38 protein-coding genes and 1 pseudogene are annotated in these 23,800 nt (G+C 37.3%); 33 read left to right on the top strand and 6 right to left on the bottom strand.

Annotation, left to right across the window (positions count from 1 at the left end):
- From AYJ08_RS23880 to AYJ08_RS05820, 6 genes are all read left to right on the top strand, one after another.
- Positions 1-275 (top strand): hypothetical protein (locus AYJ08_RS23880; protein ID WP_197490599.1); only part of this gene is annotated, 275 nt, incomplete at its 5' end.
- 206 nt (positions 276-481) lie between these two features.
- Positions 482-748: a BhlA/UviB family holin-like peptide gene (locus AYJ08_RS05800; protein ID WP_022584466.1), complete on the top strand. Its 267-nt coding sequence runs from the start codon at positions 482-484 to the stop codon at positions 746-748.
- Positions 748-1,002 (top strand): hypothetical protein, encoded by a 255-nt coding sequence (locus AYJ08_RS05805; RefSeq protein WP_157452799.1) that lies wholly within the window; start codon positions 748-750, stop codon positions 1,000-1,002. Before AYJ08_RS05800 ends, AYJ08_RS05805 begins: the two co-directional genes overlap by 1 nt.
- Positions 1,002-1,649 carry a peptidoglycan recognition protein family protein gene (locus AYJ08_RS05810; RefSeq protein ID WP_064016935.1) on the top strand — a complete coding sequence of 216 codons (648 nt, stop codon included), beginning with the start codon at positions 1,002-1,004 and terminating at the stop codon, positions 1,647-1,649. The genes AYJ08_RS05805 and AYJ08_RS05810 overlap by 1 nt, the downstream gene beginning before the upstream one ends.
- 146 nt (positions 1,650-1,795) lie before the next feature.
- Positions 1,796-2,308: a hypothetical protein gene (locus AYJ08_RS05815; RefSeq protein WP_064016936.1), complete on the top strand. Its 513-nt coding sequence runs from the start codon at positions 1,796-1,798 to the stop codon at positions 2,306-2,308.
- 5 nt (positions 2,309-2,313) lie between these two features.
- On the top strand, positions 2,314-2,700 hold the full coding sequence (locus AYJ08_RS05820; protein WP_157452800.1) for a hypothetical protein: 387 nt from the start codon (positions 2,314-2,316) through the stop codon (positions 2,698-2,700).
- Positions 2,701-2,806: 106 nt separating this feature from the next.
- Here AYJ08_RS05820 and AYJ08_RS05825 read toward each other — a convergent pair whose 3' ends face one another.
- From AYJ08_RS05825 to AYJ08_RS05835, 3 genes are all read right to left on the bottom strand, one after another.
- Complete coding sequence (locus tag AYJ08_RS05825; protein WP_064016938.1) at positions 2,807-4,030, bottom strand: Kelch repeat-containing protein; 1,224 nt, start codon at positions 4,028-4,030, stop codon at positions 2,807-2,809.
- Between the two features lie 326 nt (positions 4,031-4,356).
- Positions 4,357-4,560, bottom strand: coding sequence for a hypothetical protein (locus tag AYJ08_RS24345; RefSeq protein WP_064016939.1), 204 nt, complete (start codon positions 4,558-4,560; stop codon positions 4,357-4,359).
- 12 nt (positions 4,561-4,572) lie between these two features.
- Entirely contained in the window at positions 4,573-4,758 is a 186-nt protein-coding gene (locus tag AYJ08_RS05835; RefSeq protein ID WP_064016940.1) for a hypothetical protein, read from the bottom strand.
- Positions 4,759-4,931: 173 nt separating this feature from the next.
- Between AYJ08_RS05835 and AYJ08_RS05840 the strand changes: the two genes are divergently transcribed.
- The 4 genes and pseudogenes from AYJ08_RS05840 (at position 4,932) to yhbH (ending at position 9,192) form a co-directional block, all read left to right on the top strand.
- Positions 4,932-5,696: a hypothetical protein gene (locus AYJ08_RS05840; protein ID WP_064016941.1), complete on the top strand. Its 765-nt coding sequence runs from the start codon at positions 4,932-4,934 to the stop codon at positions 5,694-5,696.
- Between the two features lie 356 nt (positions 5,697-6,052).
- Entirely contained in the window at positions 6,053-6,391 is a 339-nt protein-coding gene (locus AYJ08_RS05845) for a YolD-like family protein (protein WP_064016942.1), read from the top strand.
- A 159-nt stretch (positions 6,392-6,550) separates the two neighbouring features.
- Positions 6,551-8,035 (top strand): annotated as a pseudogene (locus tag AYJ08_RS05850) (PrkA family serine protein kinase); the annotation flags it as partial.
- Positions 8,036-8,046: 11 nt separating this feature from the next.
- Entirely contained in the window at positions 8,047-9,192 is a 1,146-nt protein-coding gene (gene yhbH, locus AYJ08_RS05855) for a sporulation protein YhbH (protein WP_064016943.1), read from the top strand.
- Here the strand turns inward: yhbH and AYJ08_RS05860 are convergent.
- Positions 9,100-10,671 (bottom strand): recombinase family protein, encoded by a 1,572-nt coding sequence (locus tag AYJ08_RS05860; protein ID WP_064016944.1) that lies wholly within the window; start codon positions 10,669-10,671, stop codon positions 9,100-9,102. The two genes, yhbH and AYJ08_RS05860, sit on opposite strands and share 93 nt — an antisense overlap.
- Positions 10,672-10,838: 167 nt before the next feature.
- On the opposite strand from AYJ08_RS05860, the gene AYJ08_RS24725 reads away from it, so the two are divergent.
- The 3 genes from AYJ08_RS24725 (at position 10,839) to AYJ08_RS05870 (ending at position 12,487) form a co-directional block, all read left to right on the top strand.
- Positions 10,839-10,904, top strand: a complete 66-nt coding sequence (locus AYJ08_RS24725) for a putative holin-like toxin (protein ID WP_255365453.1) — start codon at positions 10,839-10,841, stop codon at positions 10,902-10,904.
- 288 nt (positions 10,905-11,192) lie between these two features.
- On the top strand, positions 11,193-11,777 hold the full coding sequence (locus AYJ08_RS05865; protein WP_157452802.1) for a hypothetical protein: 585 nt from the start codon (positions 11,193-11,195) through the stop codon (positions 11,775-11,777).
- A 62-nt stretch (positions 11,778-11,839) separates the two neighbouring features.
- Positions 11,840-12,487, top strand: a complete 648-nt coding sequence (locus AYJ08_RS05870; protein WP_064016946.1) for a hypothetical protein — start codon at positions 11,840-11,842, stop codon at positions 12,485-12,487.
- Positions 12,488-12,776: 289 nt separating this feature from the next.
- Here AYJ08_RS05870 and AYJ08_RS24885 read toward each other — a convergent pair whose 3' ends face one another.
- The gene (locus tag AYJ08_RS24885) at positions 12,777-13,238 is read right to left on the bottom strand and encodes a VanZ family protein (RefSeq protein ID WP_064016947.1); all 462 of its coding nucleotides are present in this window, start codon (positions 13,236-13,238) and stop codon (positions 12,777-12,779) included.
- 368 nt (positions 13,239-13,606) lie between these two features.
- Between AYJ08_RS24885 and AYJ08_RS24355 the strand changes: the two genes are divergently transcribed.
- From AYJ08_RS24355 to AYJ08_RS23380, 8 genes are all read left to right on the top strand, one after another.
- Complete coding sequence (locus tag AYJ08_RS24355) at positions 13,607-13,720, top strand: putative holin-like toxin (RefSeq protein ID WP_231929016.1); 114 nt, start codon at positions 13,607-13,609, stop codon at positions 13,718-13,720.
- A gap of 353 nt (positions 13,721-14,073) precedes the next feature.
- The gene (locus AYJ08_RS23375) at positions 14,074-14,184 is read left to right on the top strand and encodes a putative holin-like toxin (RefSeq protein WP_157452803.1); all 111 of its coding nucleotides are present in this window, start codon (positions 14,074-14,076) and stop codon (positions 14,182-14,184) included.
- Between the two features lie 1,084 nt (positions 14,185-15,268).
- Entirely contained in the window at positions 15,269-16,384 is a 1,116-nt protein-coding gene (locus AYJ08_RS05880; protein WP_157452804.1) for an ATP-grasp domain-containing protein, read from the top strand.
- A gap of 261 nt (positions 16,385-16,645) precedes the next feature.
- Positions 16,646-17,311, top strand: coding sequence for a hypothetical protein (locus tag AYJ08_RS05885; RefSeq protein ID WP_064016949.1), 666 nt, complete (start codon positions 16,646-16,648; stop codon positions 17,309-17,311).
- The gene (locus AYJ08_RS05890) at positions 17,308-17,832 is read left to right on the top strand and encodes an accessory gene regulator ArgB-like protein (protein WP_064016950.1); all 525 of its coding nucleotides are present in this window, start codon (positions 17,308-17,310) and stop codon (positions 17,830-17,832) included. Before AYJ08_RS05885 ends, AYJ08_RS05890 begins: the two co-directional genes overlap by 4 nt.
- Positions 17,829-17,960 (top strand): hypothetical protein, encoded by a 132-nt coding sequence (locus tag AYJ08_RS24730; protein ID WP_255365452.1) that lies wholly within the window; start codon positions 17,829-17,831, stop codon positions 17,958-17,960. Before AYJ08_RS05890 ends, AYJ08_RS24730 begins: the two co-directional genes overlap by 4 nt.
- 3 nt (positions 17,961-17,963) lie before the next feature.
- The gene (locus AYJ08_RS05895) at positions 17,964-18,329 is read left to right on the top strand and encodes a LytTR family transcriptional regulator DNA-binding domain-containing protein (RefSeq protein WP_064016951.1); all 366 of its coding nucleotides are present in this window, start codon (positions 17,964-17,966) and stop codon (positions 18,327-18,329) included.
- 228 nt (positions 18,330-18,557) lie between these two features.
- Positions 18,558-18,707: a hypothetical protein gene (locus tag AYJ08_RS23380; protein WP_156037920.1), complete on the top strand. Its 150-nt coding sequence runs from the start codon at positions 18,558-18,560 to the stop codon at positions 18,705-18,707.
- Here AYJ08_RS23380 and AYJ08_RS22875 read toward each other — a convergent pair.
- Complete coding sequence (locus AYJ08_RS22875) at positions 18,693-19,049, bottom strand: helix-turn-helix domain-containing protein (RefSeq protein WP_081873061.1); 357 nt, start codon at positions 19,047-19,049, stop codon at positions 18,693-18,695. The genes AYJ08_RS23380 and AYJ08_RS22875 overlap by 15 nt on opposite strands.
- A 150-nt stretch (positions 19,050-19,199) precedes the next feature.
- On the opposite strand from AYJ08_RS22875, the gene AYJ08_RS05905 reads away from it, so the two are divergent.
- From AYJ08_RS05905 to AYJ08_RS05950, 12 genes are all read left to right on the top strand, one after another.
- Positions 19,200-19,427, top strand: a complete 228-nt coding sequence (locus tag AYJ08_RS05905; RefSeq protein WP_064016952.1) for a helix-turn-helix transcriptional regulator — start codon at positions 19,200-19,202, stop codon at positions 19,425-19,427.
- Positions 19,428-19,598: 171 nt separating this feature from the next.
- Positions 19,599-19,757 carry a hypothetical protein gene (locus AYJ08_RS23385; RefSeq protein WP_157452805.1) on the top strand — a complete coding sequence of 53 codons (159 nt, stop codon included), beginning with the start codon at positions 19,599-19,601 and terminating at the stop codon, positions 19,755-19,757.
- Between the two features lie 96 nt (positions 19,758-19,853).
- Positions 19,854-20,279 (top strand): helix-turn-helix domain-containing protein, encoded by a 426-nt coding sequence (locus AYJ08_RS05910; RefSeq protein WP_064016953.1) that lies wholly within the window; start codon positions 19,854-19,856, stop codon positions 20,277-20,279.
- A gap of 127 nt (positions 20,280-20,406) precedes the next feature.
- Complete coding sequence (locus AYJ08_RS05915; protein WP_064016954.1) at positions 20,407-21,006, top strand: helix-turn-helix domain-containing protein; 600 nt, start codon at positions 20,407-20,409, stop codon at positions 21,004-21,006.
- A gap of 23 nt (positions 21,007-21,029) precedes the next feature.
- Positions 21,030-21,218 carry a hypothetical protein gene (locus tag AYJ08_RS05920; protein ID WP_064016976.1) on the top strand — a complete coding sequence of 63 codons (189 nt, stop codon included), beginning with the start codon at positions 21,030-21,032 and terminating at the stop codon, positions 21,216-21,218.
- A gap of 4 nt (positions 21,219-21,222) precedes the next feature.
- The gene (locus AYJ08_RS23390) at positions 21,223-21,396 is read left to right on the top strand and encodes a hypothetical protein (RefSeq protein WP_157452806.1); all 174 of its coding nucleotides are present in this window, start codon (positions 21,223-21,225) and stop codon (positions 21,394-21,396) included.
- 48 nt (positions 21,397-21,444) lie between these two features.
- Complete coding sequence (locus AYJ08_RS05925; RefSeq protein ID WP_064016955.1) at positions 21,445-21,693, top strand: hypothetical protein; 249 nt, start codon at positions 21,445-21,447, stop codon at positions 21,691-21,693.
- Complete coding sequence (locus AYJ08_RS05930) at positions 21,677-21,934, top strand: hypothetical protein (RefSeq protein ID WP_064016956.1); 258 nt, start codon at positions 21,677-21,679, stop codon at positions 21,932-21,934. Before AYJ08_RS05925 ends, AYJ08_RS05930 begins: the two co-directional genes overlap by 17 nt.
- Positions 21,931-22,416 (top strand): siphovirus Gp157 family protein, encoded by a 486-nt coding sequence (locus tag AYJ08_RS05935; RefSeq protein ID WP_064016957.1) that lies wholly within the window; start codon positions 21,931-21,933, stop codon positions 22,414-22,416. Before AYJ08_RS05930 ends, AYJ08_RS05935 begins: the two co-directional genes overlap by 4 nt.
- A 10-nt stretch (positions 22,417-22,426) precedes the next feature.
- Positions 22,427-23,029 (top strand): ERF family protein, encoded by a 603-nt coding sequence (locus AYJ08_RS05940; protein WP_064016958.1) that lies wholly within the window; start codon positions 22,427-22,429, stop codon positions 23,027-23,029.
- Between the two features lies 1 nt (position 23,030).
- Positions 23,031-23,435 carry a single-stranded DNA-binding protein gene (locus tag AYJ08_RS05945; RefSeq protein ID WP_064016959.1) on the top strand — a complete coding sequence of 135 codons (405 nt, stop codon included), beginning with the start codon at positions 23,031-23,033 and terminating at the stop codon, positions 23,433-23,435.
- Positions 23,436-23,448: 13 nt separating this feature from the next.
- Positions 23,449-23,799: an HNH endonuclease gene (locus AYJ08_RS05950; protein WP_064016960.1), complete on the top strand. Its 351-nt coding sequence runs from the start codon at positions 23,449-23,451 to the stop codon at positions 23,797-23,799.
- Position 23,800: the final 1 nt, after the last annotated feature.

The following is a 23,800-nucleotide window of genomic DNA, read 5'->3' on the forward strand; positions in this document are numbered from 1 at the left end:
CTGATAACGCAGGAATAACACCTGATAAATTCGAGAATTTCGTAATAGTTAGTGATCTACTTGTATCCCTGGCAGAACAACAAAAGGGTAAAAAGCAAGTACATTGTGTAAATCCGAAAACTAAGGAGCAATTTTGGGAACAGGTTGATCGACCACTTACCCAAGATGAAGAAATATTACAGTTAAAACAAGACAAACAGATGCTACAACTTGCAATTACTGATTTATATGAGCAAATCCTTGCGCAATCTAATACAGGAAAGGATGTAGAATAATGAAATATATCGCTAAAATCTATTGTGAGTTAATAAACGATGGGCTTAAGTTACTGGAAGATGTCCCTATCTGTATACGTCCAGAAGTCGAACAACTACTAACTGAAAAATAAACGCCTTTTCCGATCAGGAGAGGGCGTTTTTTAATGGGAGCTTCGGCTCCCTATTTTATTTGCCCCTAGGGGGTGATAAGGAGAGGGAAAAGCATGGAAGAGAGCGTAATGAACACATTGCTTCAACAGGGCCCGTTCGCTGCTCTGTTTGTTTGGCTGTTATTCTCTACAAAAAAGGAAGGAAGAGAGCGCGAGACCCAACTAGTTAAACAGGCTCAGACACGTGAAGCAAAGCTTATGGAACATAACGAGCGAATGGTAATCCAATTAGAACGTAATACCACTACATTGCAACAGATTGAGCGCAGTCTAAACGGCTTGGAAAACGAATTACAAGAACTAAAAGAAAAGGTGGGCTAATGATGATAGAAATTGGTTTAGTAATTGCAGTAGTAATGGCGTCAGGAGCATGGCTGAAAACACGGAGTTGGTTCCCAAATGATTACATTCCTCTGGCTATTGTTGTAATGGCAGTAGCTTATAATGCAATCAACGCTTTATTGTTCGGGGGAGATTTACTGGAAGCTGGCAAGCTGGCTTTTATTGAGGCAACGGCTGCCATTGGAATTCATTCAGGAGTGAAAAATTCATTTCAGAAGGGGGATGAGCAGTGATGCAGACTATCCAAGATTTTGTTCCAGCAGGGAGAAGGAACCGCCCAGGACGTAAGATGACCCCAAAATACATCACAATTCATAATACAGGCAATGCAGGAAAAGGCGCTGACGCTCTTTCACACGCTAAATACATCAAGAGTGATGCGGCTGCTCAACGTCAGGCATCTTGGCATTTTACTGTAGATGATAAACGCATTATTCAGCATTTACCTTTAGATGAAATGGCATGGCATTGCGGTGATGGTAATGGTCCTGGTAATTCATCATCAATTGGGATTGAAATTTGTGAGAACATTGACGGAGATATTCGAAAAGCAGAGGATTTGGCTGCTCAGCTCGCTGCTGATCTGCTCAAGCAGTTTAATCTTGGAATTGATAGAGTTAAGCAACATTGGGATTGGAGTGGGAAGAACTGCCCACACGTTTTAAGAGCGCGTCCTAATGGCTGGCGAGACTTTGTAGCATTAATTAAATCAAAAGGAGAGGTTCAAATGAAACCAGAGGTAGCGAACGAAATTATTGATCACTTACAGACTCAGTGGTTAATGTTCAATAAATTAGGGATGGAAGAACATAAAAATCGACTTCATCAACTTGCTAATGAGTTACGAATTGCAAGTGGACAAGAGCCAAAAAGCGTTTAAATGATGAATTTTTTGGGTTAATTTTCTATATATACATTTCCTGTGATTCTAAAAAATGTAAAATAATTTTCTGATAATAGTGACTTCATGGCTTGGATTTGATAGAATAGGAGTATCAATAGAAACGGTCGGGAGGATTTTTAGGTATGGATGAGAAGGTGAATGATATCGAAACACCGGAAGATAATGGACATCCCTATCCTCCTGATCAACCTACGATATTTAATCATCTTTGGGCTAGATTTGTATATATTCTAATAGCGTGGGTGATACTTGGAATGGGAATTAATGAAGGTTTTTTTACATCTTTGACATTGTTTTATGTCCCACTTTTCTTGGATTATCTAAAATTCGATAGAAAAACTTACATACGTAAATGGGTTAAGGTATGCGGAATCTTTACATCAGCCTTTTGGGCAATAATGGGTTTTGTTGGCACATCAGGTATTTTAAAGGTTGTCACAGAAGATGGAAGATTGATGGGAATGGTAAGTGAAAAATACATTATTTTTTCGGGTGCATCTTTTCCTTTAATTATCATATGGTGTTGTATAGCCTTTAATGTTTTATTGGCTGCAATTGATCCGTTTATATACGAAAGCACCAGTGAGAAGAAAGTTATTATGAAAATGGAAGTACCACAAAGAGTGGAAGGATGATTCTTATGCTAACATTTGGGCAAATTATTTTTATTGTTATAGCAGTAGGATATGTATCTATAAGTATTGGTGTAACAATAAAATTATACAATGTGGGTCTAAGAGGTCTTCTCCTCCTTTGCGGTACTTTTCTGCCGTTTGCCTTCGCTATAATGTGCGTAGCAATAACTAACAGTATTGCAAATGAGTTGAAAATAAAACCAAGACATAAGGTGAGTTTTTTTATAGCTGCTTTTAAACACGCCCCATGGTTGTTGCCCACAAGTACAGCAATGGTAGGAAAAGTGTTGATGAAAGTTAAATCAAAAAGGAAAAGCGATCAATTAGGGAATGTAACAAGCAGTTATAAAGAAATACTCTTTAAAGAACTCTTGCATATGAAATTGTCTTGAAATAAAAGTAATCCTCCAGTGACGGAGGGTTATTTTTATTTAAACAAATTACTAATCAAGTTAAAAAACATGAGAACCCCCTCCGTGTGTAGGAAGGGGTATCTTATTATCTACTGTATTCTTGAACCTCAAAGCTTTCAATATGACTGTAGCTAATGAAGTCTTTTCTAGAATTGAAAGGTCCGATGTTGTATTTCTTATTAACGATGTATGCTTCTCTACCGTTTCCTTTGGCTCTACCTTCATACCATTCGGTAAAGTTTCTTATTTCTTCATTTGTCATTTCATATTCTTTGATTAAACCACTATCCATGTAAATAACTAAGAGGGCGTTTCCGGTTGGGTTTGGATTAGGGTTCGGTTCTGGATTAGGATCGGGATTAGGATTAGGGTCTGGGTTCGGATCTGGAGTCGAGTCCGGATTAATTAGTTCGGAAAGATTTAACTCAACTACCTCTGAAGTAGTACTAGGTGCTCTCCCGCCAATCATGTATAGTTTGTCGTTTACAATACCGTAAGTACCACCACTTCTATCAAACGGGGGTACAGAATACGTAACTAGTTTATTATTAACATCATAACTAGATAATGTAAATGGGGTTACAAATATAATTTTTCCATTAAAATTTAATGCTCCTATGACCACTCCTAATTCTGATGGGATTTCATCTATTTTTGTCCAGATATCTTCTACATGGTTATAATGATAAATAATGTTTTTATCATCTTTTGAAAATACAGCATAAATAGAATCGTTTGCTATAAATGCTTTTAAATATTCCTTCTCTGGCATTGGGTTTTTCAAAGTCCAAGAGCCAGTTTGAGTGTTAAAAGAGTATACCAAATTAGTGTATTCATTTCCATTTTCTATTCCACCAAAAGTATAGATAGTATTATCTAAAGAAATAGCATTAATAAAACGAAGAGATTTTGGCATTGACTGCGCCGATGTCCAGTTATTTGAAACAGGGTCAAACACTTCGACAATGTTAGTAGGTCCAGAGTGAGTGTCTCCCCCGATGGCATAAAATTTTCCTTTGTTTTCTACAAACGCCATAGAGCCTCTAGCATGAGAAGAACTAGGTAACACTTCCCACTCATCTTTTGCTGGATCATATACTTCAAAATTAGCCAAGGAACCAGATCCGGGAGTCCCACCATATACATAAATCTTATTATCATATACTATACCACCAACGTTGTATCTAGCCGTCGGCATTGGTGCTTTTTTAACCCACTCCATTTCTTCTGCTGCAAACGAAGACGTTTGAAAACTAAACAAGGTCATAATCATCGCAATAGCGAATAATCCTATTTTTTTTAGGTTCATTTGTTTAACACTCTTACTCTATTTATTATAGAAAGAGAAAAGTGCTTACCTCCTTTATGAGTGTATGTAAGAATAACGAATAAAAAATGTTGTAAGAATATTAGCTATGTCGGCCGACACATTTGCATTATACGAAATTAAATTTCATAAAACAAAACATAAATTGAAAAATATGTAATTAATTATGGTGTATTTTGTATATTTTTAAAAAAATATTTTCTTTTTTAATTATGATAGAGAATGGATATAATCTCTTTCTTAGGCGTAACGGAACATTAAATCATTTATACATAGAAAAACCCCCTAGGAAGCCTAGAGGGTTTTAGTTATTTAAACAACTTATCAATTACCTTAAATATATCAAACGTAGTCTTGTTATAAACTTTATTATAAGCATACTTCTTAGGATTTCTGAGCCATCCCCATCCTCTTGGCATCTTCAATCCAGCTCGATGTACTAATTGTCTTTTTAGGCTTGTCCTAGCTGCTACACGCTTTTTGAAACTTGGTTTACGCATTCCAAACTTCATAGCAACCACCCTTTATTTTTTATCTGAATCAGGAAGGTAAATCATCCATGGTGATTTAGGATCAGTTGGCTCCAGCAATTGAGCTTTTAACTTTCCAGACTTGCAATCGTTTCGTATTTGTCTTTCTGACTTCCTTAAAATTTGCGCTGCTCTTTTTGTGCTTATAATCCCCTCAAATGGGTTTTGCTTACCTGCCAATTATCTACCCTCACTTCCGTAATCGGAATATTTAATCTAATTGTATAATTTCCGTAAACGGAAGTCAACAGCTTACACTGGAAAGATTTTTATTTACTACCTTAATATTGAAAATATATGTAAAATAATGTAATATATTGTAAATTAACAAAATAAAAAGTTGGAGGATGGTCATGAAAAAGTTTCTTGTTGGTGTTTTGAGTTTGGCTTTACTGATTCCTGCGTTGTCCGTATCAGCAGCAGAAAGTGAATACACACAAGAAGAAGAAAAAATAATAAAAGAACTATCTCAAGACAAATCTTATAACAATTTGTATCCAACAAGCGATGAATTTAAAGCTGGGAAAGTTTCAAGAATAGAAACAGAGGTAGACACCACTTGGGTAGGTAGTAAAGACCTCAAAGCAAAAGAGGAAGAAGATGACGAGGTAAAGCCTTTCAAAGTTGACTGCGATTGCGAACCCATCAAGATGCGGACGAATGTTATTGACATGTACGGGATTCCTTTAGAATACACTATCAAACATGGGGAGTTTTCTATTTTTAAACGTCCAGACATTTATTATTACCAACAGAATGCGAAAACTACCTGGTTTGACATGGCAACAGGCGATGTTGCTAAAATGGCTGCAAATTCTTTAGGCACTTATGTGTCCTATAAAATTATAGATAGAATCCCATACGTTTCGAGATTGCTTGACAAATACGGAAAAGAAAAGCCTTATAACTGGCAGGATTGGACGAAAAGTGGTTTAGCCCTTTATGCCCAATATAAACTTCCACTGTGGGGTTCAATAGTTTCAGCTTCCGTACCGAGAAGAGGAACGGAAACCATTTTGGTATATCTAAGCGAAGACGATAAGAATTGGGAAAGAAGAATCAATATACAAATTGATTCTGAAGGCACTGTTACTACCAAAAAATGGTGGGTAGATTAATAGTATAAAAGAGTAAAATTCTTGCTAGGAGGTACATCATGGACAATTTGTTAACCATTTTTCTTATAATGTCGGGTTTCCAGTTGCTCCTGTACACTTCCAAAGGTAAGAAAAAAGAACAGCTAAAATATATTATCATTGAAACAGTGATTACCTCAGTATTAATATGGGGCGTTATTAATCTGGCGAAGATAATATTTTGATCGCTCTCATGAATAGCATATCGTAATATTGTAATCCCCTGTCTAAAGTGGCAGGGGATTTTATTTTGCGGTATATCCATTTCTAACCATTGCATAAATTCCTTACCATCTAATAAAATAGGAACATATATTCGCGTTCAAGGAGATGTTTTGATGGCTAGCAAAATTCTTGATCCACTTGTAACAAAATTTATTTTGCCAGAGCATGCAGAAATGTTACGTCAGTATCACGAGGATAAGAAACTGATCGAGAAACCGATCATTGAAGAGGATGAGCTGGCCGAGTTTTGTTACAGGATATCTGACTCACGTCAGTATGACTATGCCTTAACGATTAGCTGGTGGAAAGAAACAAAAGAAGGTAGAGGAGTAATTGAATCAGCTTGGGGCTGGGTAGATAGGTTTGATTCAACGTATAAACAAATCAAATTAAAGAATGATGAGGATTTTTGGTGGATACCTGTTGAGAATGTAGTCAATATGGAAGCCTAATAGCATGTCTTACAATCACACAGAATTTGCTACCTTTGAAATCAGATACATAGTAATTCCCCGTCATTGATAGCCTGACGGGGCAGGAATTTTGAAGGGTATCTGTAGAGTTTACATATATTTAAATATTATTGGCGTTTTTAATGGGTTACTTATGGTATGCACGGGGAACCCCTCCACTTGGTTCCTATTGAACTACGTCCTGAATTTGAGCAAGAATTTGGTGTGAAGATTGAAGGAGAGCTAACTCCTTTCAACAGAATGCGATTGGAAACAGAGTACAGTGGCCGAATAGAAGATTTCCCCGTAACACGGATTTTCTTTTCGGAGTCGAAAAGAGTGGGGATTGGTACCTTTAGCCCGTCTGATCCAAAATCGCAGGATATTGCCGATTTAACGGGGACTATCGATTTTTCTACGATTACGAAGTATGGTTCTGAATCTGATCCTCGTGCCTATCGGTTTGATGGTGAATTAAACAAAGCGAACCGTGGTATCATGGAATTCCAAGAGATGCTGAAATGCGATGAAAAATTCCTGTGGCATTTATTGTCGCTAACTCAAGAAGGGAATTTCAAAGCGGGTAGATTTGCTCTGATTTCAGCAGATGAGCTTATAATTGCTCACACAAACGAAACGGAATATAAAACCTTTATCGGAAATAAAAAAAATGAAGCATTACAGTCTCGAATGATTGTTATGCCAGTACCGTATAATCTTCGCGTGAAAGAAGAAGAGAAAATTTATGATAAATTAATTAAGCAATCTGATTTAGGTCATGTTCATATTGCTCCACATGCGTTATATACAGCGGCTATTTTTTCCATTTTAACTCGTTTAAAAGAGTCCAAAAAACAAGGTGCCGATCTTTTAAAAAAATTGCGTTTGTACAATGGAGAATCCGTTGAGGGTTTCAAAGGATCAGATATCGAGGAATTACGGAATGAGTATACAGATGAAGGAATGTTTGGGGTTGATCCTCGTTATGTCATTAATAGGATCTCCAGTGCACTCATACGCCGTGATACGGAATCTATAAATGCCTTGGATATTTTGCGGGCGTTAAAAGAAGGACTCGATCAGCATGCTTCCATCAGTAAGGAACAGCGAGAGCGTTATTTAAATTTCATCTCAATTGCGCGTAAAGAGTATGATGAAATTGCAAAAAAAGAAGTCCAGAAGGCATTTGTATACAGCTATGAGGAATCAGCGAAAACGATGATGGATAATTACTTGGATAATGTTGAGGCGTATTGCAATTCTAACCGCTTGCGTGATCCAGTAACAGGTGAGGAATTGGAACCAGATGAGCGCCTCATGAGATCTATTGAAGAGCAAATCGGTATTTCTGAAAATGCCAAGCGTGCATTTCGTGAAGAGATTCTTATTCGGATATCAGCTTATGCGCGTAAAGGAAAGCGGTTTGACTACAACACGCATGATCGCCTACGTGAAGCGATAGAGAAAAAATTATTTGCAGATTTAAAAGATGTGGTCAAAATAACAACCTCCACAAAAACGCCAGATGAGCACCAATTGAAAAAAATCAATGAGGTAACACGTCGCTTAGTAGAAGAACACGGATACACGCCAATTTCAGCAAATGAACTGCTGCGTTATGTAGGTAGTTTGCTGAATCGATAGGGGGGAGCTTGATGAACGATTCCTCGTTTATCGTCTCCAAAGAAGACTGGTCTCTGCATAGAAAAGGTCATCAGGACCAGAGCAGACATCAGGAAAAGGTAAAGGAGGCGATCAAGAGAAACCTGTCTGATTTAGTAAGCGAAGAGAACATCATAATGTCGAATGGTCGAGACATTATTAAAATACCAATCAGATCGCTGGATGAGTATCGCTTTCGTTACAATTTTAATAAAGGGCAGCATACAGGCCAAGGTAAAGGTGACTCCAAGGTAGGAGATGTTATAGCTAAAGACGGTGACACGGCTGATGCTAGTGCTGGTCAGGGGCAAGGAGCCGGGGATCAACCTGGTGATGATTATTATGAAGCTGAGATTACAGTTGAAGAATTACAGGAGATGCTATTTTCAGAGTTAGAGTTACCCAACCTTCAAACAAAAGATGAACAGAAAATTACCATAGAAGATATTCAATTTAATGATGTTCGGAAAAAAGGTTTGATGGGGAATATTGATAAAAAACGTACCTTACTGTCTGCCATTCGTCGGAATGCATTAGCTGGGTATACTGATCTGGAACTAGGAATTTCTATGGAAGATTTGCGCTTTAAAACCTGGGAAGAGATTGTGAAGCCTCATTCCAATGCTGTAATTATAGCGATGATGGATACGAGCGGTTCTATGGGAGTTTTCGAAAAATATGTAGCGCGTAGCTTTTTCTTTTGGATGCTTCGCTTTTTGCGCACCAAGTATGAAAAGGTGGAGATTGCTTTTATTGCACATCATACGGAAGCGAAAGAAGTGACAGAGGATGCGTTCTTTTCTAAAGGAGAAAGCGGTGGAACTATCTGCTCGTCGGCCTATCGGAAAGCCTTGGAAATTATTGACGAACGATATCCTGTAAGCCAATATAACATCTATCCGTTTCATTTTTCAGATGGGGATAACCTCACCTCAGATAATGAACGCTGCGTAAAATTGGTAAAGGAATTAATGGAAAGATCGAATATGTTTGGATATGGTGAGGTAAATCAGTATAACTCACCGACATATATACAGAACGGTCCCCTATGTAGGGAACCGCAAGATAACTTCAAGTTCAAATTGCTCAGGCTTCAACCATTCTTTCTTACGAATATACATAACCTTCTCAATAACTGATTTGAGGAGGTTATTTTTTTGTTCAGCATCCTCTAAAGATTTATATGCTTGAATAACCTTATGAATTTTAGGGATAAGTTGAGCTTGCATCCTCATTCTAATTTTCAATTGAGCAATTTCTTCCTGAGACTTTTCTATTTCTGCCTCAAGTTGTTTTATCTTATCAGAAATGATTTTATGACGCTGTAAAAATAATTCCTCAGTGTAGACTTTTCGTTCTAACATTTCAAAGGTGGTTTCTCTCATGCTGTGTTGTTCGTTCAGCTCAGTAGTGGCTTTTTGAATATAATTAGTTAAAGCAAGTATTCGTTCTTCATTCTTATTTTTTCGTTCCGCGCTATTATTTAATTCTGATTGTGTCATTTTCCTTTGCTCTACTAATTCTTCTAAACTAGATATAAGCTTTTCCTCAAAAAGGTAAGTGAGTGAACCCTTTTGTATAGACTTGCATGCAGGGTTGTTGCATCTTATTTGAGGATTGGGTCTATCGTAAGAATGAGTTTGTGTTAAAGTGCGTCCACATACTCCACACTTAGCAATACCAGCAAGGGGATTAGTTATAGCTGTACCTTCTTTTCTGGAGACACGTAAGCGCCCTGTATGGGCTTCATTAGCTCTATCAAATAGTTCCTGGCTTACTATCGGTTCGTGAGCATTATCGTGTCTGGTCCATAATTCTGGAGGGAGATTTTTTCTTACCCTTCTCCCGTTACGTTTCGTATGCTTTTGTTTACCCCATACGAGGTGGCCAAGATAAACTTCATTTTTTACTATATAACTTATAGTTGACTGCTCCCAAATATCTTTGTTTGATGGAGCTTTATATCCGGATCGCATAAGATAATCTATTACTTTATAACGTCCAGATCCTTCAGCTAGTAATTCGAATATTTTTTTCACAACAGGAGCTTCTTCGGGATGAGGATAGAGCTTTAGGTTTTCGTCTCTTAAATAGCCATATGGAGGGTTTTTTGCGATATGCCTACCATCTTTTACTGCGCGTCTTCGACCACCTTGCAGACGCTTATTGATCTGTTTTAACTCTTCACGAGCGATAATTGACTTCACGCCAAATAAAAGTTCAGCGCCTTCGGCGTTACAGTCGATGACTTCGGTAGGGGTGATAATGAGTGTTTCGGAATATTTGAAGGCTCGAAAGATGGTTCCTGCGTCGATCATATCGCCACGCCCAAGACGATCTAAGTCCATTACGATTACAGCATCGCATTCCCCGTCTTCAACGTTACGTAGCATTTCTTGTGCTTCGGGTCTTTCGGATAGAAATTCGCCTGATACAATTTCCTCAAAGATTCTAATAACATTATGCTGCTCTCTTCTGACAAGCTCCATGAGTTCACGTTTGTGCTTATCGAGAGTATCAAAAGGCACACCAGTTTCAAGGGCCTTTTTTTCCTCTTCGATATCTTTTCGGCTTTTTCGTAGATGGATAATCACGTCAAGGTTTGTAGGTCTAGTCATCAAATCACCTCTCCGTCCATTATACACATGGTTGTAGAAAAGTAGAGAATAGTAAAATTTTTCATGTTACAATAGCCATGTACAATTGACTAGGCTCTCTCAAGGGTGGTCGGCTCACTCTCTTTTATCCCGATAGGGAAGGGGGTGAGAATATGGAGGTATAAGCTTTGTCTTTAATGCTCATGTTTGGCATGTTCATTTTAGCTCTGCTTACCTACCTAAAAAAGAAATGACCTCCCTTGAGCTTGACAGGCTGGGAGATCATTCTCACTAGTTCTTGAGCCACCCCTTTGCAGGGACAGTCTATTGTATCGACCGTAGGTGTTGGAGCACCTGCGGTCTTTTTTATTATATGCGTACTTGTACTCTTATAATACCATATTCTAGGTATTTATAAAAAGCATTCCAACAATATAAATTCTATTATTAAGAAATGTTCAATAAAATTAATTAAATTTGACTTTTTTTTACATTATGGTAATATCTAGTGGGGATGAAAATTACAAATATTAGAAGGTGATATGATGGTTGCAAAAAAAGGGATACATTACTTTTTATTAGCTTGTTATATACTTGCATTTTCACTGATATTAATCTCATGTGACGATAAAAAAAATTCGGTAGTTCTTGATAGCAATAAATTTAACAACATGTATGAGAATATTAAAAATAATTTTAAACCAGAAGGGTATGTTGAAATTACTGGTGATTGGAAAATTTCAACTATGGTTCCAACACTAGTGGGAGAATCTGAAAAGCAGCATGATGTATTTCAAGAAAATAATAAAACTTTAGTATATAAAAACGAAAAAGAAGGAATTATTGTTCAAATGGGTTTAACGCCTAGTAACACCGAAGCGTTTGAGTGGAAAAACGCAATTAGATATGCACCGAATTTTTATAACTCTCAAAAAAAAGATTATGGGATCTCAGATCATTATAGTGATGTGTATCCCAATACCGAGGTTAATACCTATATTTTCACGGGAAAAGGGCTGAATTTAAGCATAGTTTCTATTTCAGACAAAATAAAAGTACCAAATGGAACTGACCTTTCTGGTGATTTCCTCAATTCTTTCTTGGAGTTTTTAAGTAAACAACCTTAACTATGGTTTTATAGCAAAATTGGCTATGAAATATATAATTTATTTTTAGGAGGATTATTTTTATGAAGAAGAGCAAGGTATTACCTTTATTGGCTTTAGGAGTGGCTTTATTCTCAACTAATGTAACCTCTACTGTATTTGCAGAAGACATTACTACCTATGAAAAAGATAGTAATCATCCAGATAAATATCGTGAGGTGGGCTCTTATAGTGAACCAGAGTCTACTAGAGTGAAGAGAGATACTGGTATTACATATTATGCGGACGGGTATGTTGATGGTACAGCTAAAGCAAAATATTATAAAGATGATAAAAAATTTAAATTGATTCACAGAGAATATGTAACCTTTGTTAAAGGGGTTAAAATTAAGCATGAATATTCTTCGAATGTTAAAGCAGTTGTTGAAAGTGAACATAATTTTAAAGGTGGTGTAGAATTTCCAATCAAAGTAGTAAAAGCGGATTTAGGATACGAGTATGTCTCCAAAACAACTCATATAATTGAAAAAGGGCAAAAAATGAATGCCGAGTTTGATGAACCAGGAGAATATGTTGTAAATATATATGCAGTAGGAAAAGTATACGATATTACTGCTGATTGGAAGGCAGTTAAATACCCTAATAATAAAACTACTGTTCGTGACAGACATATTGGTAGAATCACAGTTCCAACTGAGTACCGTCATACTCAAGTTATTTTAGATAATTAAATGTAAAAGGGCTGGATTAACAATGATTTTCTCTAAAAAAAGAAAATGATCTCCTTTAGCTAACGAGCTAGGAGATCATCTTCAAGTAAATTTGACCCAATTTGAAACGTTGACCGTAGGTGTTGGTAGCACTTACGGTCTTTTTTATTATATCACGAACTAATTATTCCTGTTAGACAATAGAATTTGCAATCTCATAGCGCTCATAAATAAAGGTCACGATGGTACTAAAGCAGAAGGTAATATTGTAATCATCGCTCGAAAATAAATTAAGGTAAAAGCCGGCTGCTTAGTGTTGCAGTCGGCTTTCTTTATGAGATTCTTTAGTTTTAGACAAAATTGCTATAAACGAAAACCAGCCTTTAACAAATACGAATCCTATCACACCACCTACTACATTAAGAATGATATCATCAATATCAAAGAAGCCAACTCGAATTACTAATATCATTGAATTCATTAAAAGGCTAAGGGCTAGAGTAAACACAAAATTTCTTGACATGTTATTTATCGAGCTAAATAACAAAGGAATCAGAATTCCAATAGGAATATAAAGTAGAATCTTCCCTAGTAATTCAAAGCGATTGTAGGATTCAAAGTGTGTAAAAAAAGAGATGATAGTATCAAACGGAATCAAACTTATTTCAAAGTAACTACCATGTAAACGTATTGTTTTTAGAAGAATGTATAGTAGATAAAGGGGGAGGATAAAGAAAAGCGTGTTATACAGGAGTAGATTCTTTTTAATCATCGTAATAGAACGCCTCCTTAACGTAATTAATTAAAAAACAAATCTTACATATCAGGCAAAGTATACCAAAAAACAAGTAAAATTCTAATTAGAGGGAATAGTTTTATTATAACGTATCATATTTAGATAAACCTATGATACAGAGGGCAAACCTCCTAGAAATAAAAAAAGCGCATCCAAAAAGGTGCGTTTTTTATGTTGCAATCGACTTTAATTACCTTACTAATTCGCTAGTGTTGCATAAAAATCCTTTTTTTTTATTTTATGCAACCCACTTGGATTTTTTTGATAAACTGCTATAATTTTCTTATTACAATAGATCAGTACTCTTTTTGTGGTTGGTTCATCCCCAGAAAGGGGGTGAGCTTATGGCGGTAACTCACGAAACTCTTTCTCTATTGTTCCAGTTTGGAGGCTTCATTGTGTCCATACTGGGACTAGTCGTGACAATTGTCGTTGTTCTGAGACAAACTGTAAAATGATGACTATAAACATCATTTTGTTGAATATTGCTTACATTTTATACTACAAGACTTACTTCTTGCCTATAATATAAAAGACCGCTGGTGCTGCAACACCAATCGGTCTTGTTAATTACAATAGTCTGTCCTTTCATTTGGGCCGGCTCATGATGAAATTTTAAGGCCGCTACTAAAAACTTACTCGTTGCCTAGTAGACGGTCTAATTTTACTTCAAGTCTTATCTGTCCTAACTTACAAAAGATAGATATTTAAAGTGGCTTATCCTGGAAACTCATAGTAAACTAATAGTATTACAATAGATCGGTGCTCCTCGTTGGCGGTCGGCTCATCCCCAAGGGAAGGGGGTGGGCGAATGGTAATTACTCACGAAACGCTTTCTTTACTGTTCCAGTTTGGAGGCTTTATTGTGGCCTTGCTGGGATTAGTCGTGACAATAGTGGTTGCCTTGACCAAAAAAAAGTAAGACCGCCATCGAGCCCTCAGAAGCTTTAGCGGTCTAACTATCTTAGAATTCCATATGAGCCGCCCCATTGGGGACAGTCTATTGTAATAAACCGTAGGTGCGCCAACACCTGCGGTCTTTTTAATTATAAGCAAGGTGATTTAAAAATATTCAGTTGATATGATTTTCGTATCAATACTTTTATTATAAACGTATTGGAAAAAACCGCAACAGTAAAGTTAGGTGTGATTTTCTTCTACCTGTTATTCGAACAGCTTCCAACAAATTCATTATATATTTTTATACATTATTATGGGCGGCTCACTCCTATATTCTTTATAGGAAGGGGATGAGATCATGACAGTAACCAGCTTTCTACTAATGATTTATATAATCAAATTAGTAAATATAAATAAATAATTGGTTATAAAGTAAAGAACAACGAAGGAGAGGAGCATATTTATCAAGGCCTAAATTATAAACAATTTAAAAATAAAGGAGAACACATATATTGTACATGACTAAAATGTATTTCCTTTATTTTTTATTAAAGCCCAAGTTTTAGCTTTAAAATAAATTTTATTCAAAAATATTCATCAAACTCATATTCTGCGACATAAAAAAAGAATCATTTTGAATGGATTAAATGAACATTCCATTTTATAAACAAGTTTGATTAAAAATCACTTAGAATTCTTTAATCTAAAAGAAATGAAACGATATAACTTTCTTTAAAAACAGTATATTTTAAATTCCCATTTTTGAAAATTTAGATATGCCTCTCAAATCCCATTTCATGTATATCCAGATTAATTTGGTACATCCTATTTGTGAGCCATCATAAAACACCATTCTGGGCTAGAGTGCACACTACCGTTGCTACTCTTCGAGATATGAATGACGATTCCACTGACATCAGAAGTCGTCCGGATGTCTGTAGTCTTGAAGCCCCAAAGGTGACCTCCCCAGATCCGGTATGGATTAGAGGGAGATATGAGTAAGGCTACATAATCCATACGGAGGTAATGCAAGGTGAATACAAGTAAATCCTCGGAGGAGAAACCAACGGTTTTAATGTTTCAACCCCTTCCATTAGATTTCTTCGATGACGAACGCATTTCAAATTGGGAAAAGCAAAAATGTGAGGAATTTGGCCTATCCAGTGATTCGGCGAGACGCAATCCTAGCGTTTCGTACTGTCAACATGGTGACCACTACCATGCTTGCGACAGTGATGAGGTCTGATTTCAAAAGAGGTTGTGTGGCAATTGTGAGTCACCACAACGATCTTCATGCACATGCTGTTCAAAGAGAATTAGAAACATATATGGATATACAGTGTCATATTATTCCTAGTGATCGAATATCTGAGAGTGGGCAGCTAACGTGGACGAACCTTAACGAGCGAGAAAATTCTTCCGTGTTGCCTACTTACGACGGACAAGGGATAGATATAAGAGAGATTGATACGATCTGGTATCGTCGTGGTTTCGTACCCCAGGAAGTAGGGATGAACGGTGATCCAACACGCATAGACGCTACAAAAGACGTGATCAATAATAGTTCTAATTGGGCATTGTATGGTCTCCTTCTTAGCAATTTCAGGGGCAAGTGGATCAATGATCCTAGCTCTAATCGTATCGCCGAGAACAAAGCAGTCCAACTCAAGGTTGCACGAGAGGTTGGCTTGGTCACTCCAAGAACATTAATTAGCAGTGACCCTGTTGAAGTAAGAAAATTTTGTTCACTGCTCAATAATCAGGTTGTTGTGAAGCCAATCCGACCCTGCCGTTACACACCAATCGTAACCCAAAAGCTCAGACCTGAACATCTTGCGTCAGATGAGTCTATTCGACTCTGTCCAGCTATATATCAGGAGTACATACCTGGGGATCGTCATTTGCGAGTTCATGTATTCGGTGATCTCATCCTCGCTAGCTCCATAGAGTCAAGTAGTTTGGACTGGAGACCTGACATTGATTTTAAATGCCACAGTTACGATTTAAGTGAAACGCTCTCCTCGAAGATTCGTCAGGTTGTACAAGCACTAAATCTATGTATGGGAATTGTCGACTTAAAACTAGACGGTGAGGAGCCCATTTTTCTTGAAATTAACCCGCAGGGGCAGTTCCTCTTCGTTGAAGCCTTGAGTGATGCACCACTAACTGCCGCTATGGCTAAATTCCTGTACTCAGAGTCACTGGCAGCTCGCTTAGTATAGCTAGATTCCATAACATACCAGTGCAAGCAAAACCGCCCAAAATTAGGGGCGGTTTTGCTTGCAATTGCCATTTTTACAAACGCCGGTTAGATGGTGAAAACAAGTATAAATGACTATTTTATAGGCGAGAGGATTTATTTTTTATAACACCATATTATGGGAATTCGGTATCATTTAATTAATGAATATTTAGGTGGATTGAAAGTATTTGGAAGGGTAAAATGTTAATTGAAGTGAAAAAATCATCATCGGGGAAATGTTATGGATATTTTGTTATATCTGGTGTTTGGTGTGCTGGACCAAATGGCTGTCATGATTATTGCTTTTAAGATGTTCCGGTTTCCTGTTTTAAGCTATATAAGAGATTTTTTACTAATTGCAAGTGTTTTATCACTAATCTCTTATTTTAATAGGTTTATACTGGATATTCCTCAATACGATACTGGTATACAGTACATAGCACTAGTTATATTCTTTAGACGATTGTTAGTGTTTAGATTATACGAGGCTACATTGGTTACAGTTGCAGGATGCATAGCCTTTACAGGAATACAATTTATAGCACTTTCCTTGCTTTTAAAAACCAGTTTGGTATCTCTTAATGATCTAGGGCAATTTACAGAACTAGGAACGTTTATCATACAGTTTGTTGCAGATGCTTTAGTAGTGCTGGTTGCGTGGTTGCTGAAAGTTTTAAATCTAGGCTATAGTTTTATTTCTCAGCCTCCGCATAGCATGACTTACAAGCCAGAAATGAACAAGTTATCATTCTTATTAATCTTAGCAGTAGGGCTGTCAGTATTTGTTTTAATAACAGTTTTATATGTATTGATCATGAGCAAAGCTAATACATTTATTATATTGGGATATGTATTGATTCCACTTGCTATTCTATTATGGCTACTAAGGAAACGGGATTACTTATGATTGAAAAAATTTCGAAGAAAATTGCTATATTAATTAATAGAACAGATCCTGCTCAAACAAGCAGTGTTGCTGTATTAACTTATTCTATATCTGTAACCATAAATTTTATTGTGGTCTTGATGTTTTCAATTTTGTTTGGTTATCTATTGGGAAAATTGGCTGATACAATGATGGCTTTATTTTCTTTTATGATACTGAGAGCCTTTTCAGGAGGGTATCATTTCAAATCGTTAGATGGATGTGCAGTAGTTACAGTAGCTATCATGTCTATTATTCCGAACATTCCTATGACACCTATAGTTACTATTACATTAACTGCAATTTCAATGATTCTGGTACTGTTACTGGCTCCAAATAATGTGTACGACGAAGTAAGAATACCTAAGGAGAGGCATTTATTTCTAAAGGTAATGTCACTTCTGATTATTTGTTTTAATTTTATTCTTTATTCTCCAATATTATCTTTGTCGTTCTTTGTTCAATCTATTTTATTACTCCCTAAAAAGGAGGTGACATCATGATGAAAAGCAAAACGGCAATTACACTATCTAAAATTTTTTCTGCACTTGCAGGTGTATATGTAGTTAGTTTCAAGTTTACGATTGGTAGCCCTGAGGTACCAACAGAATTAAAAAATAAGCGAGTGTAATCTATGACAATGTTTTCGGGTATTCGTTTTGGAACCAATGACATTGAAGAGTTTAGCATTGAAGAGGTCAATAAGGTCGACCTCTTCAGACCCAAAAATTCGAAAAATGGTATATTGCAATACCACACCAATAATGGAAAATTTCTCGGACTATCAACCCTTGAGGATGTTTGGCAAAAGTGGGGAAAGTTCGGTTTTATGCAGTTAGATCCCGTAAATGTGGTAAATCTATACGCAATAAAATATATAGTAGATGATTCATTTTCAATACGAGCATATTTTGAAGATGGGACATATGCTACAGTATCAAGGCCAAAATATAAGCAAATTGAACAATTGGGAATACCAAAAAGGGACCATCCAGATTAAATCGGATGATCCCTTTTTGGTATTTTAGGAATAATATTATAATTTCTATAGATTGTGATGTCAAGATAAATCGTCCCGGGTCAATTGTTGTACAAAAATCGCAAAATTCGACAAAAAATTCATTTGTTAAGTGATACCATTTTTTACAGAAATAAAATTTTAGTAAAGAAATATCTAAAACCACTTTATCACTCAAGATAGACTTTTAATACGAAGGGAGATCATTCGATGGTAGATTCTAAACAAATAAAAACCTCTAATTTAACCCAACAGGAAGTGGAGTGGGTTAAGGTGGTTCTTAAGTGTCAGGATGATGATCCCAAAGCTAAGGAATTGATTGAGAAAATAAAAAAAAGCCGTTCGCTATTTATTAGTTGAACGGTTTTTTGCTTTTAAACCCTCAGCAAAAATTCTTGCTTGGTTAATAATAATAGTTCTTTCCTCAGGTGGAAGCTGCATGAGGTCATCAAGTAATTCTTTGATTTCACCTGTTACGGTAGGGTCTTTAGTATAATCATAATTTTCTTCCTGTCTTCCTAACAAGTAATCAATCTTGACATTAAAAAAGTCAGCTAATTTTTGGAGGGTTTCATTATCTGGTTCTCGCTTATTTTGCTCATACATTGCATATGTAGTACGTGCAATACCAATTTTCAATGCGACATCTTCCTGACGCAAATTCCTTCTAATCCTTTGTTCTTTTAAGCGCTGACCTAACATATAAAGCACCTCCCATATTGTAATTATAGCTACACAAAGAGTGACATTAAATTCATGTCACGAAAAGTGTAATTAATCATTGACATGTCACGAGTGTGTATTAAATTAGTAATTGAGATACACGATTCGTGACATTGCGGGAGGTGAACTATGAGACATTGGATGATTAAGAAACGTGTTGAACTCAATTTTACACAAGAACAAGTCGCTAACAGAGCTGATATTGCAAGAACAACTTATGCAATGATAGAACAAGAAAATCGTACGCCAAGTGTTAATGTTGCTAAGAAAATAGCAAGAGTATTAGGAGTAGATTGGACAATTTTTTTTGAAGAAAAATGTCACGATTCGCGTCACGGAACGCAAAAACTAGCTTGAAAGCAGTTAAGGCTTCAAAGAAATACAAAGAGAACCGACCTATCGTAATCACATCCATTGAGACGCATTTCTCCATAAATAACAACGGATAGGACAAACTTCCTCACACATGTACATAGATACAGGGTGGGATAGAGATGATTCAAAATAACCAGTATAGGAGTGATAAGAATGTCAATTACAACTCAACAAGAAGTAGAAAAAACTATTGTTATTTTATGCGGATGGGTCAACGAGCGAGTTACAGGTACATGCTCGGAAGAACAAAGAGAAATCCTTCCGAGCGTAATACAAAGTATTTCTGGTTTAGTTGAAGCGATTAAAAACTAACTGCGTGTACCTGAAAGGAGAAACCAAATGTCAATATCATCTAGGGTTGTCCCATTAACATCACCACATATACATAGGTCAAGAGGTGATGGGAGAATGGAAAAATTCGGTCCATGGTTCAAAGTACTACGTGAATCAAAAAAGATGACGGTTGATGAACTATCTAACATCTCAGATGTAAGTATTGATTACATCACAGAGATGGAGGAAGAAGAAAGATTTTTGATTGAACCAGAAGCATTTAGGAAGTTAGCCAGCGCTTTAGAAATGGACTTTGTAGACCTCATATCCAAAGCAAGCTTCTTAGCCAAAAGAGAAGATCGACCTTTATATGTAAAAAAACTCGGATTAACGACAGTAAAAATCAGATCTGCACTTCCGTTTATGACACCAGATGAAAGAGACAAGTGGTATGACGATAATTCTGATCTGCCAGAAGTGAAGAACTATCGTAGAGCTTTAGCCGAAGCAAATATTTACATTCACGAAAGAGAGCAACAAAAAAATGCAACAACAGCTTAAATGCCCAGTATGGGCATGGTGGACAAGCTTACAAAAATTCCCCCAGGTGAGCAGCCCGAGGGAAAGCATGAAAGATGAACACAACTTAATTGTAATGCCTGATTAAGACGAAAGGGAGACTATTTTCATGGCGATTCAACCAAGTTTTATGTGGAATTTCGGGGAGTTTTTACGACATTTCAGGGTTAACGGAGGTAATCACGACTTTTCAACGCAAGTCAAACTTGCTAAACACTTATGTGTCGATCCTAAGAAAATTTCCAAAGTGGAATGCGAAAACGAAAGCATTGATGTTGAAGTAGCAGCTAAGTGGTGCAAAGCAGTGGGATGGTACGAAGGGCTAGACCTACTATCAAGCAAGATTGGTCTTGATCCCTTCGGGCTAGTCCCAGTAAATCCAAAGCTTAACGAAAATGTCTTAGCAGCACTGAATAACTTACATACACAACTTACAGAAGCGTTACGAGCAGTAGAGAAATTGCAGGAAGAGGAACGCAAAGCCCAACCAGCAATAGCAAGGGGAGTATACAAGCCAAACAAAAACATGGTGATGTACAAGAAAGAAATTGCTGATTGTATCCCTGCTGTAAAAACATTCTTCTATGCTAACGAGCGACAAAACAGAATTGGGATGAAAGAAATAGGGGCTTTATGGAACCAGCAAGCTTTAGATGATCTTGTTGCAATGCCAAGGCTTGATGAGTTAAGAGCTTCAGTAGCTCTTTGAAAGGAGGTGAAAAGGTGAAAGAAATGCTGGATGGTTTGGACGAAGAGGAGCTATATCACATTGTAAATGGGATGCTCGATCAATCTGAGATAAGCCTCCAGAATGGCGATCCTATTGACGCTAAAAAGAAGCAAATCATAGCAGAAAAGGTTTTAAACATTAAGTTATCAAGACAAGCTGAACAAATTGAAAGAATCCTGAAAGGGAGGTGAAAATGTGAGCATCGAGACTGCTGAAAGAAAGCTTCTGTTCTATCAAAGAATGATGGTCATTGCCAAAACAGATGGAGACAACATCGCTTACGAAATTTATAGGCAGATCACTCGTGAGATTGAAAAAACGATAAGAGAGCATGAAAAAACCGCCTGCGACCAACAGACGGCATCTTAACAAAAATTTGTACCTCTACAATATCAAATAATCGGAGGTTGGACAAGCATGGAACGAAAAATCGGAACCGTTCAAATGGAACTAAACGAACAAAATCGTGCTATCGAGCGCTTGTATACAGAAATTAGATCAATGGATGAAGACATGCGAGCTTTAGAAGAAAAGTTAAACAAGATCAGCAGAGAGCTTGCTGAAATGGAATCAACAAGAAGTGGTTTACGGGAAGAGTTATGGCGCCGCGAAGATTATGTAGCAGCCTTAGTACGGGAGGGAAAACAATATGCCAGCATTGCATGATTTTCCACAACATGTAGAGCGTGTTGAACCTGATCGTCAAGGGTATCTCCTGCATGGTATTAAAGCCTTTAATGAACCGGGGGATGAGTTACGGGAGAAGGTAGAAAGCATTAGTGATGATTTAAAATACCTAACCTCATCTTGGGAGGAATTTTCAACAGAACAAAACCTTGAATACCTAGTGGATGTAAAAAAACACTTTGACCACGTGATGAAGCTCTACGGAGGTGTTGGGCTATGAGGCTGTATGATCTTGCTGGTGCTTATGCTGAGGTTGCACAAATCATATTGGATGATGAGACGCCAACAGAGGCTCTAGTCAACACTCTACAATCCCTAGAGGACGCTATCGAAAACAAGGCTGATAACATTGCCAAAATGGTTCGTAATATCGCAGCTGAGGTAGAGGCGATTAAACAGGAAGAGGCTCGTCTAGCTGAACGCAGGAGACGCCTAGAAAAGAAGCAGGAGGGCTTAAAACTCTATCTGAAGGAGCAACTAGAGGTTGCTGGAGTACAAAAAGTCAAAACACCGATTTTCACTATTTCAGTTAGAAAAAGTCCTGGTTCAGTACAGGTGGTAAACGAAATTGAAATTCCTCAAATGTTTTGGGTAACACCACCGCCTATTCTGGATAAAAAGTCGATGTCAGAACGTTTGAAATCAGGTGAGGAAATACCAGGGGTAACGCTAGTAAAAGGTACTTCCTTACAGATCAAATAGGAGTGAGAACATGAGTGTATACAAGAAGATTCTCGCTGTCATGAATGATGTGTCCTATCTCCAGAAAGATGACAAAGTGGAGTTTAAAACAACGAAATATAAGGCTATTTCAGAAGAAAAGGTAACGTCTGCTGTTGGACAAGCAATGCGGAAACATGGGCTTGTGATAATCCCTATCCATCAAGAGCATATCAAAACGGATCAGCTTACCACAGTAAATGTTCGGTACCGGATTGTTGATGTAGATACAGGAGACAGTATAGAAGCTGTTTCAAGTGGAACAGGGGTAGATACACAAGATAAAGGTGTAGGTAAGGCTATGACATATGCCTATAAATATCTGCTTCTAAGAACCTTTGCAATCCCTACAGGAGAAGACCCAGACAAAGTAAGTTCTGCTGAATTAGATGAAAATAAGGCAAACACTCAATCAAAGGCTCAACCGAACGTTAACGACAGTAAAGAAGCTGTATTAAAAGCTAAGTGGCAGTTGCTTGCCGGCTCGTTAAACGGGTTTGATGATTGGTATAAAACAGAACGATCAAAAGGAAAAACGGATGAACAAATTGAGAGATTCTTAACAGAAAAGATGAAAGAAAAGGGGGTTGCATGATTTGAATAGGGTCATTCTCATCGGGAATCTTGCACGAGATGTTGAGATGAAATACACCACAAATGGAGTACCGGTTGCTACATTCACATTGGCAGTTAATCGGCGTGTTCAGAACGGACATAACGAAGCAGATTTCATCAATATCGTGGTTTGGAGACAGCTTGCCGACCTATGCGCTAATTATCTATCAAAAGGGAAGAAATGCGCGTTAGAGGGACGTATACAGGTTCGTAGCTATGATGATCAGGATGGTAAAAAACGATTTGTCACTGAGGTTATAGCAGAAAATGTACAGTTCCTAAGCAGTAAAGATGGACAAGCTCAACAGAGCAATAAGAGTTCGTTGGATGACCCTTTCGCTAGTGACAAACCAATCAATATTTCAGATGATGACTTACCTTTCTAGGATGGTGATAAGCATGGGATTGTTTGATGAAGTAAGAGCCGTACCAAAGCCAGATTACAAGCGTAGAACGAAAAAACGGGTAGATCAGGGGAGAATTACTCCCCAGGTCTACAAAGAAGTAATGGAGCGAGACAAAGGGCGTTGTGTGCTGTGTGGTAAGACGACATGGTTACAAGCACATCACATCATTTTTAGAAGCGAGGGAGGCACTGGAGAGGCTCATAACCTTGCTTTAGCTTGCGGACCATCTACTCAAACAGGCACGTGTCATTGGAAGGCTCACCACACGAAAGAAGGGCGTCAAGCGTTTCGGAATTATCGAGAGAAAGTATTGCTTCCGTACTACACAAATGGAGCATCGTAGG

It is taken from the genome of Brevibacillus sp. SKDU10 (assembly GCF_001645205.1).
In the GTDB taxonomy this organism is placed as follows: Bacteria; Bacillota; Bacilli; order Brevibacillales; family Brevibacillaceae; genus Brevibacillus_B; species Brevibacillus_B halotolerans.

What these genes read in the sequence shown, in the direction of transcription:
- AYJ08_RS05800 (WP_022584466.1), top strand. Translation starts at nt 482, where the DNA reads ATGGAAGAGAGCGTAATGAACACATTGCTTCAACAGGGCCCGTTCGCT.
- AYJ08_RS05805 (WP_157452799.1), top strand. Translation starts at nt 748, where the DNA reads ATGATGATAGAAATTGGTTTAGTAATTGCAGTAGTAATGGCGTCAGGA.
- AYJ08_RS05810 (WP_064016935.1), top strand. Translation starts at nt 1,002, where the DNA reads ATGCAGACTATCCAAGATTTTGTTCCAGCAGGGAGAAGGAACCGCCCA.
- AYJ08_RS05815 (WP_064016936.1), top strand. Translation starts at nt 1,796, where the DNA reads ATGGATGAGAAGGTGAATGATATCGAAACACCGGAAGATAATGGACAT.
- AYJ08_RS05820 (WP_157452800.1), top strand. Translation starts at nt 2,314, where the DNA reads ATGCTAACATTTGGGCAAATTATTTTTATTGTTATAGCAGTAGGATAT.
- AYJ08_RS05825 (WP_064016938.1), bottom strand. Translation starts at nt 4,030, where the DNA reads ATGAACCTAAAAAAAATAGGATTATTCGCTATTGCGATGATTATGACC.
- AYJ08_RS24345 (WP_064016939.1), bottom strand. Translation starts at nt 4,560, where the DNA reads ATGAAGTTTGGAATGCGTAAACCAAGTTTCAAAAAGCGTGTAGCAGCT.
- AYJ08_RS05840 (WP_064016941.1), top strand. Translation starts at nt 4,932, where the DNA reads ATGAAAAAGTTTCTTGTTGGTGTTTTGAGTTTGGCTTTACTGATTCCT.
- AYJ08_RS05845 (WP_064016942.1), top strand. Translation starts at nt 6,053, where the DNA reads ATGGCTAGCAAAATTCTTGATCCACTTGTAACAAAATTTATTTTGCCA.
- yhbH (WP_064016943.1), top strand. Translation starts at nt 8,047, where the DNA reads ATGAACGATTCCTCGTTTATCGTCTCCAAAGAAGACTGGTCTCTGCAT.
- AYJ08_RS05860 (WP_064016944.1), bottom strand. Translation starts at nt 10,671, where the DNA reads ATGACTAGACCTACAAACCTTGACGTGATTATCCATCTACGAAAAAGC.
- AYJ08_RS05865 (WP_157452802.1), top strand. Translation starts at nt 11,193, where the DNA reads ATGATGGTTGCAAAAAAAGGGATACATTACTTTTTATTAGCTTGTTAT.
- AYJ08_RS05870 (WP_064016946.1), top strand. Translation starts at nt 11,840, where the DNA reads ATGAAGAAGAGCAAGGTATTACCTTTATTGGCTTTAGGAGTGGCTTTA.
- AYJ08_RS24885 (WP_064016947.1), bottom strand. Translation starts at nt 13,238, where the DNA reads ATGATTAAAAAGAATCTACTCCTGTATAACACGCTTTTCTTTATCCTC.
- AYJ08_RS24355 (WP_231929016.1), top strand. Translation starts at nt 13,607, where the DNA reads ATGGCGGTAACTCACGAAACTCTTTCTCTATTGTTCCAGTTTGGAGGC.
- AYJ08_RS23375 (WP_157452803.1), top strand. Translation starts at nt 14,074, where the DNA reads ATGGTAATTACTCACGAAACGCTTTCTTTACTGTTCCAGTTTGGAGGC.
- AYJ08_RS05880 (WP_157452804.1), top strand. Translation starts at nt 15,269, where the DNA reads ATGACGAACGCATTTCAAATTGGGAAAAGCAAAAATGTGAGGAATTTG.
- AYJ08_RS05885 (WP_064016949.1), top strand. Translation starts at nt 16,646, where the DNA reads ATGGATATTTTGTTATATCTGGTGTTTGGTGTGCTGGACCAAATGGCT.
- AYJ08_RS05890 (WP_064016950.1), top strand. Translation starts at nt 17,308, where the DNA reads ATGATTGAAAAAATTTCGAAGAAAATTGCTATATTAATTAATAGAACA.
- AYJ08_RS24730 (WP_255365452.1), top strand. Translation starts at nt 17,829, where the DNA reads ATGATGAAAAGCAAAACGGCAATTACACTATCTAAAATTTTTTCTGCA.
- AYJ08_RS05895 (WP_064016951.1), top strand. Translation starts at nt 17,964, where the DNA reads ATGACAATGTTTTCGGGTATTCGTTTTGGAACCAATGACATTGAAGAG.
- AYJ08_RS23380 (WP_156037920.1), top strand. Translation starts at nt 18,558, where the DNA reads ATGGTAGATTCTAAACAAATAAAAACCTCTAATTTAACCCAACAGGAA.
- AYJ08_RS22875 (WP_081873061.1), bottom strand. Translation starts at nt 19,049, where the DNA reads ATGTTAGGTCAGCGCTTAAAAGAACAAAGGATTAGAAGGAATTTGCGT.
- AYJ08_RS05905 (WP_064016952.1), top strand. Translation starts at nt 19,200, where the DNA reads ATGAGACATTGGATGATTAAGAAACGTGTTGAACTCAATTTTACACAA.
- AYJ08_RS23385 (WP_157452805.1), top strand. Translation starts at nt 19,599, where the DNA reads ATGTCAATTACAACTCAACAAGAAGTAGAAAAAACTATTGTTATTTTA.
- AYJ08_RS05910 (WP_064016953.1), top strand. Translation starts at nt 19,854, where the DNA reads ATGGAAAAATTCGGTCCATGGTTCAAAGTACTACGTGAATCAAAAAAG.
- AYJ08_RS05915 (WP_064016954.1), top strand. Translation starts at nt 20,407, where the DNA reads ATGGCGATTCAACCAAGTTTTATGTGGAATTTCGGGGAGTTTTTACGA.
- AYJ08_RS05920 (WP_064016976.1), top strand. Translation starts at nt 21,030, where the DNA reads ATGCTGGATGGTTTGGACGAAGAGGAGCTATATCACATTGTAAATGGG.
- AYJ08_RS05925 (WP_064016955.1), top strand. Translation starts at nt 21,445, where the DNA reads ATGGAACGAAAAATCGGAACCGTTCAAATGGAACTAAACGAACAAAAT.
- AYJ08_RS05930 (WP_064016956.1), top strand. Translation starts at nt 21,677, where the DNA reads ATGCCAGCATTGCATGATTTTCCACAACATGTAGAGCGTGTTGAACCT.
- AYJ08_RS05935 (WP_064016957.1), top strand. Translation starts at nt 21,931, where the DNA reads ATGAGGCTGTATGATCTTGCTGGTGCTTATGCTGAGGTTGCACAAATC.
- AYJ08_RS05940 (WP_064016958.1), top strand. Translation starts at nt 22,427, where the DNA reads ATGAGTGTATACAAGAAGATTCTCGCTGTCATGAATGATGTGTCCTAT.
- AYJ08_RS05950 (WP_064016960.1), top strand. Translation starts at nt 23,449, where the DNA reads ATGGGATTGTTTGATGAAGTAAGAGCCGTACCAAAGCCAGATTACAAG.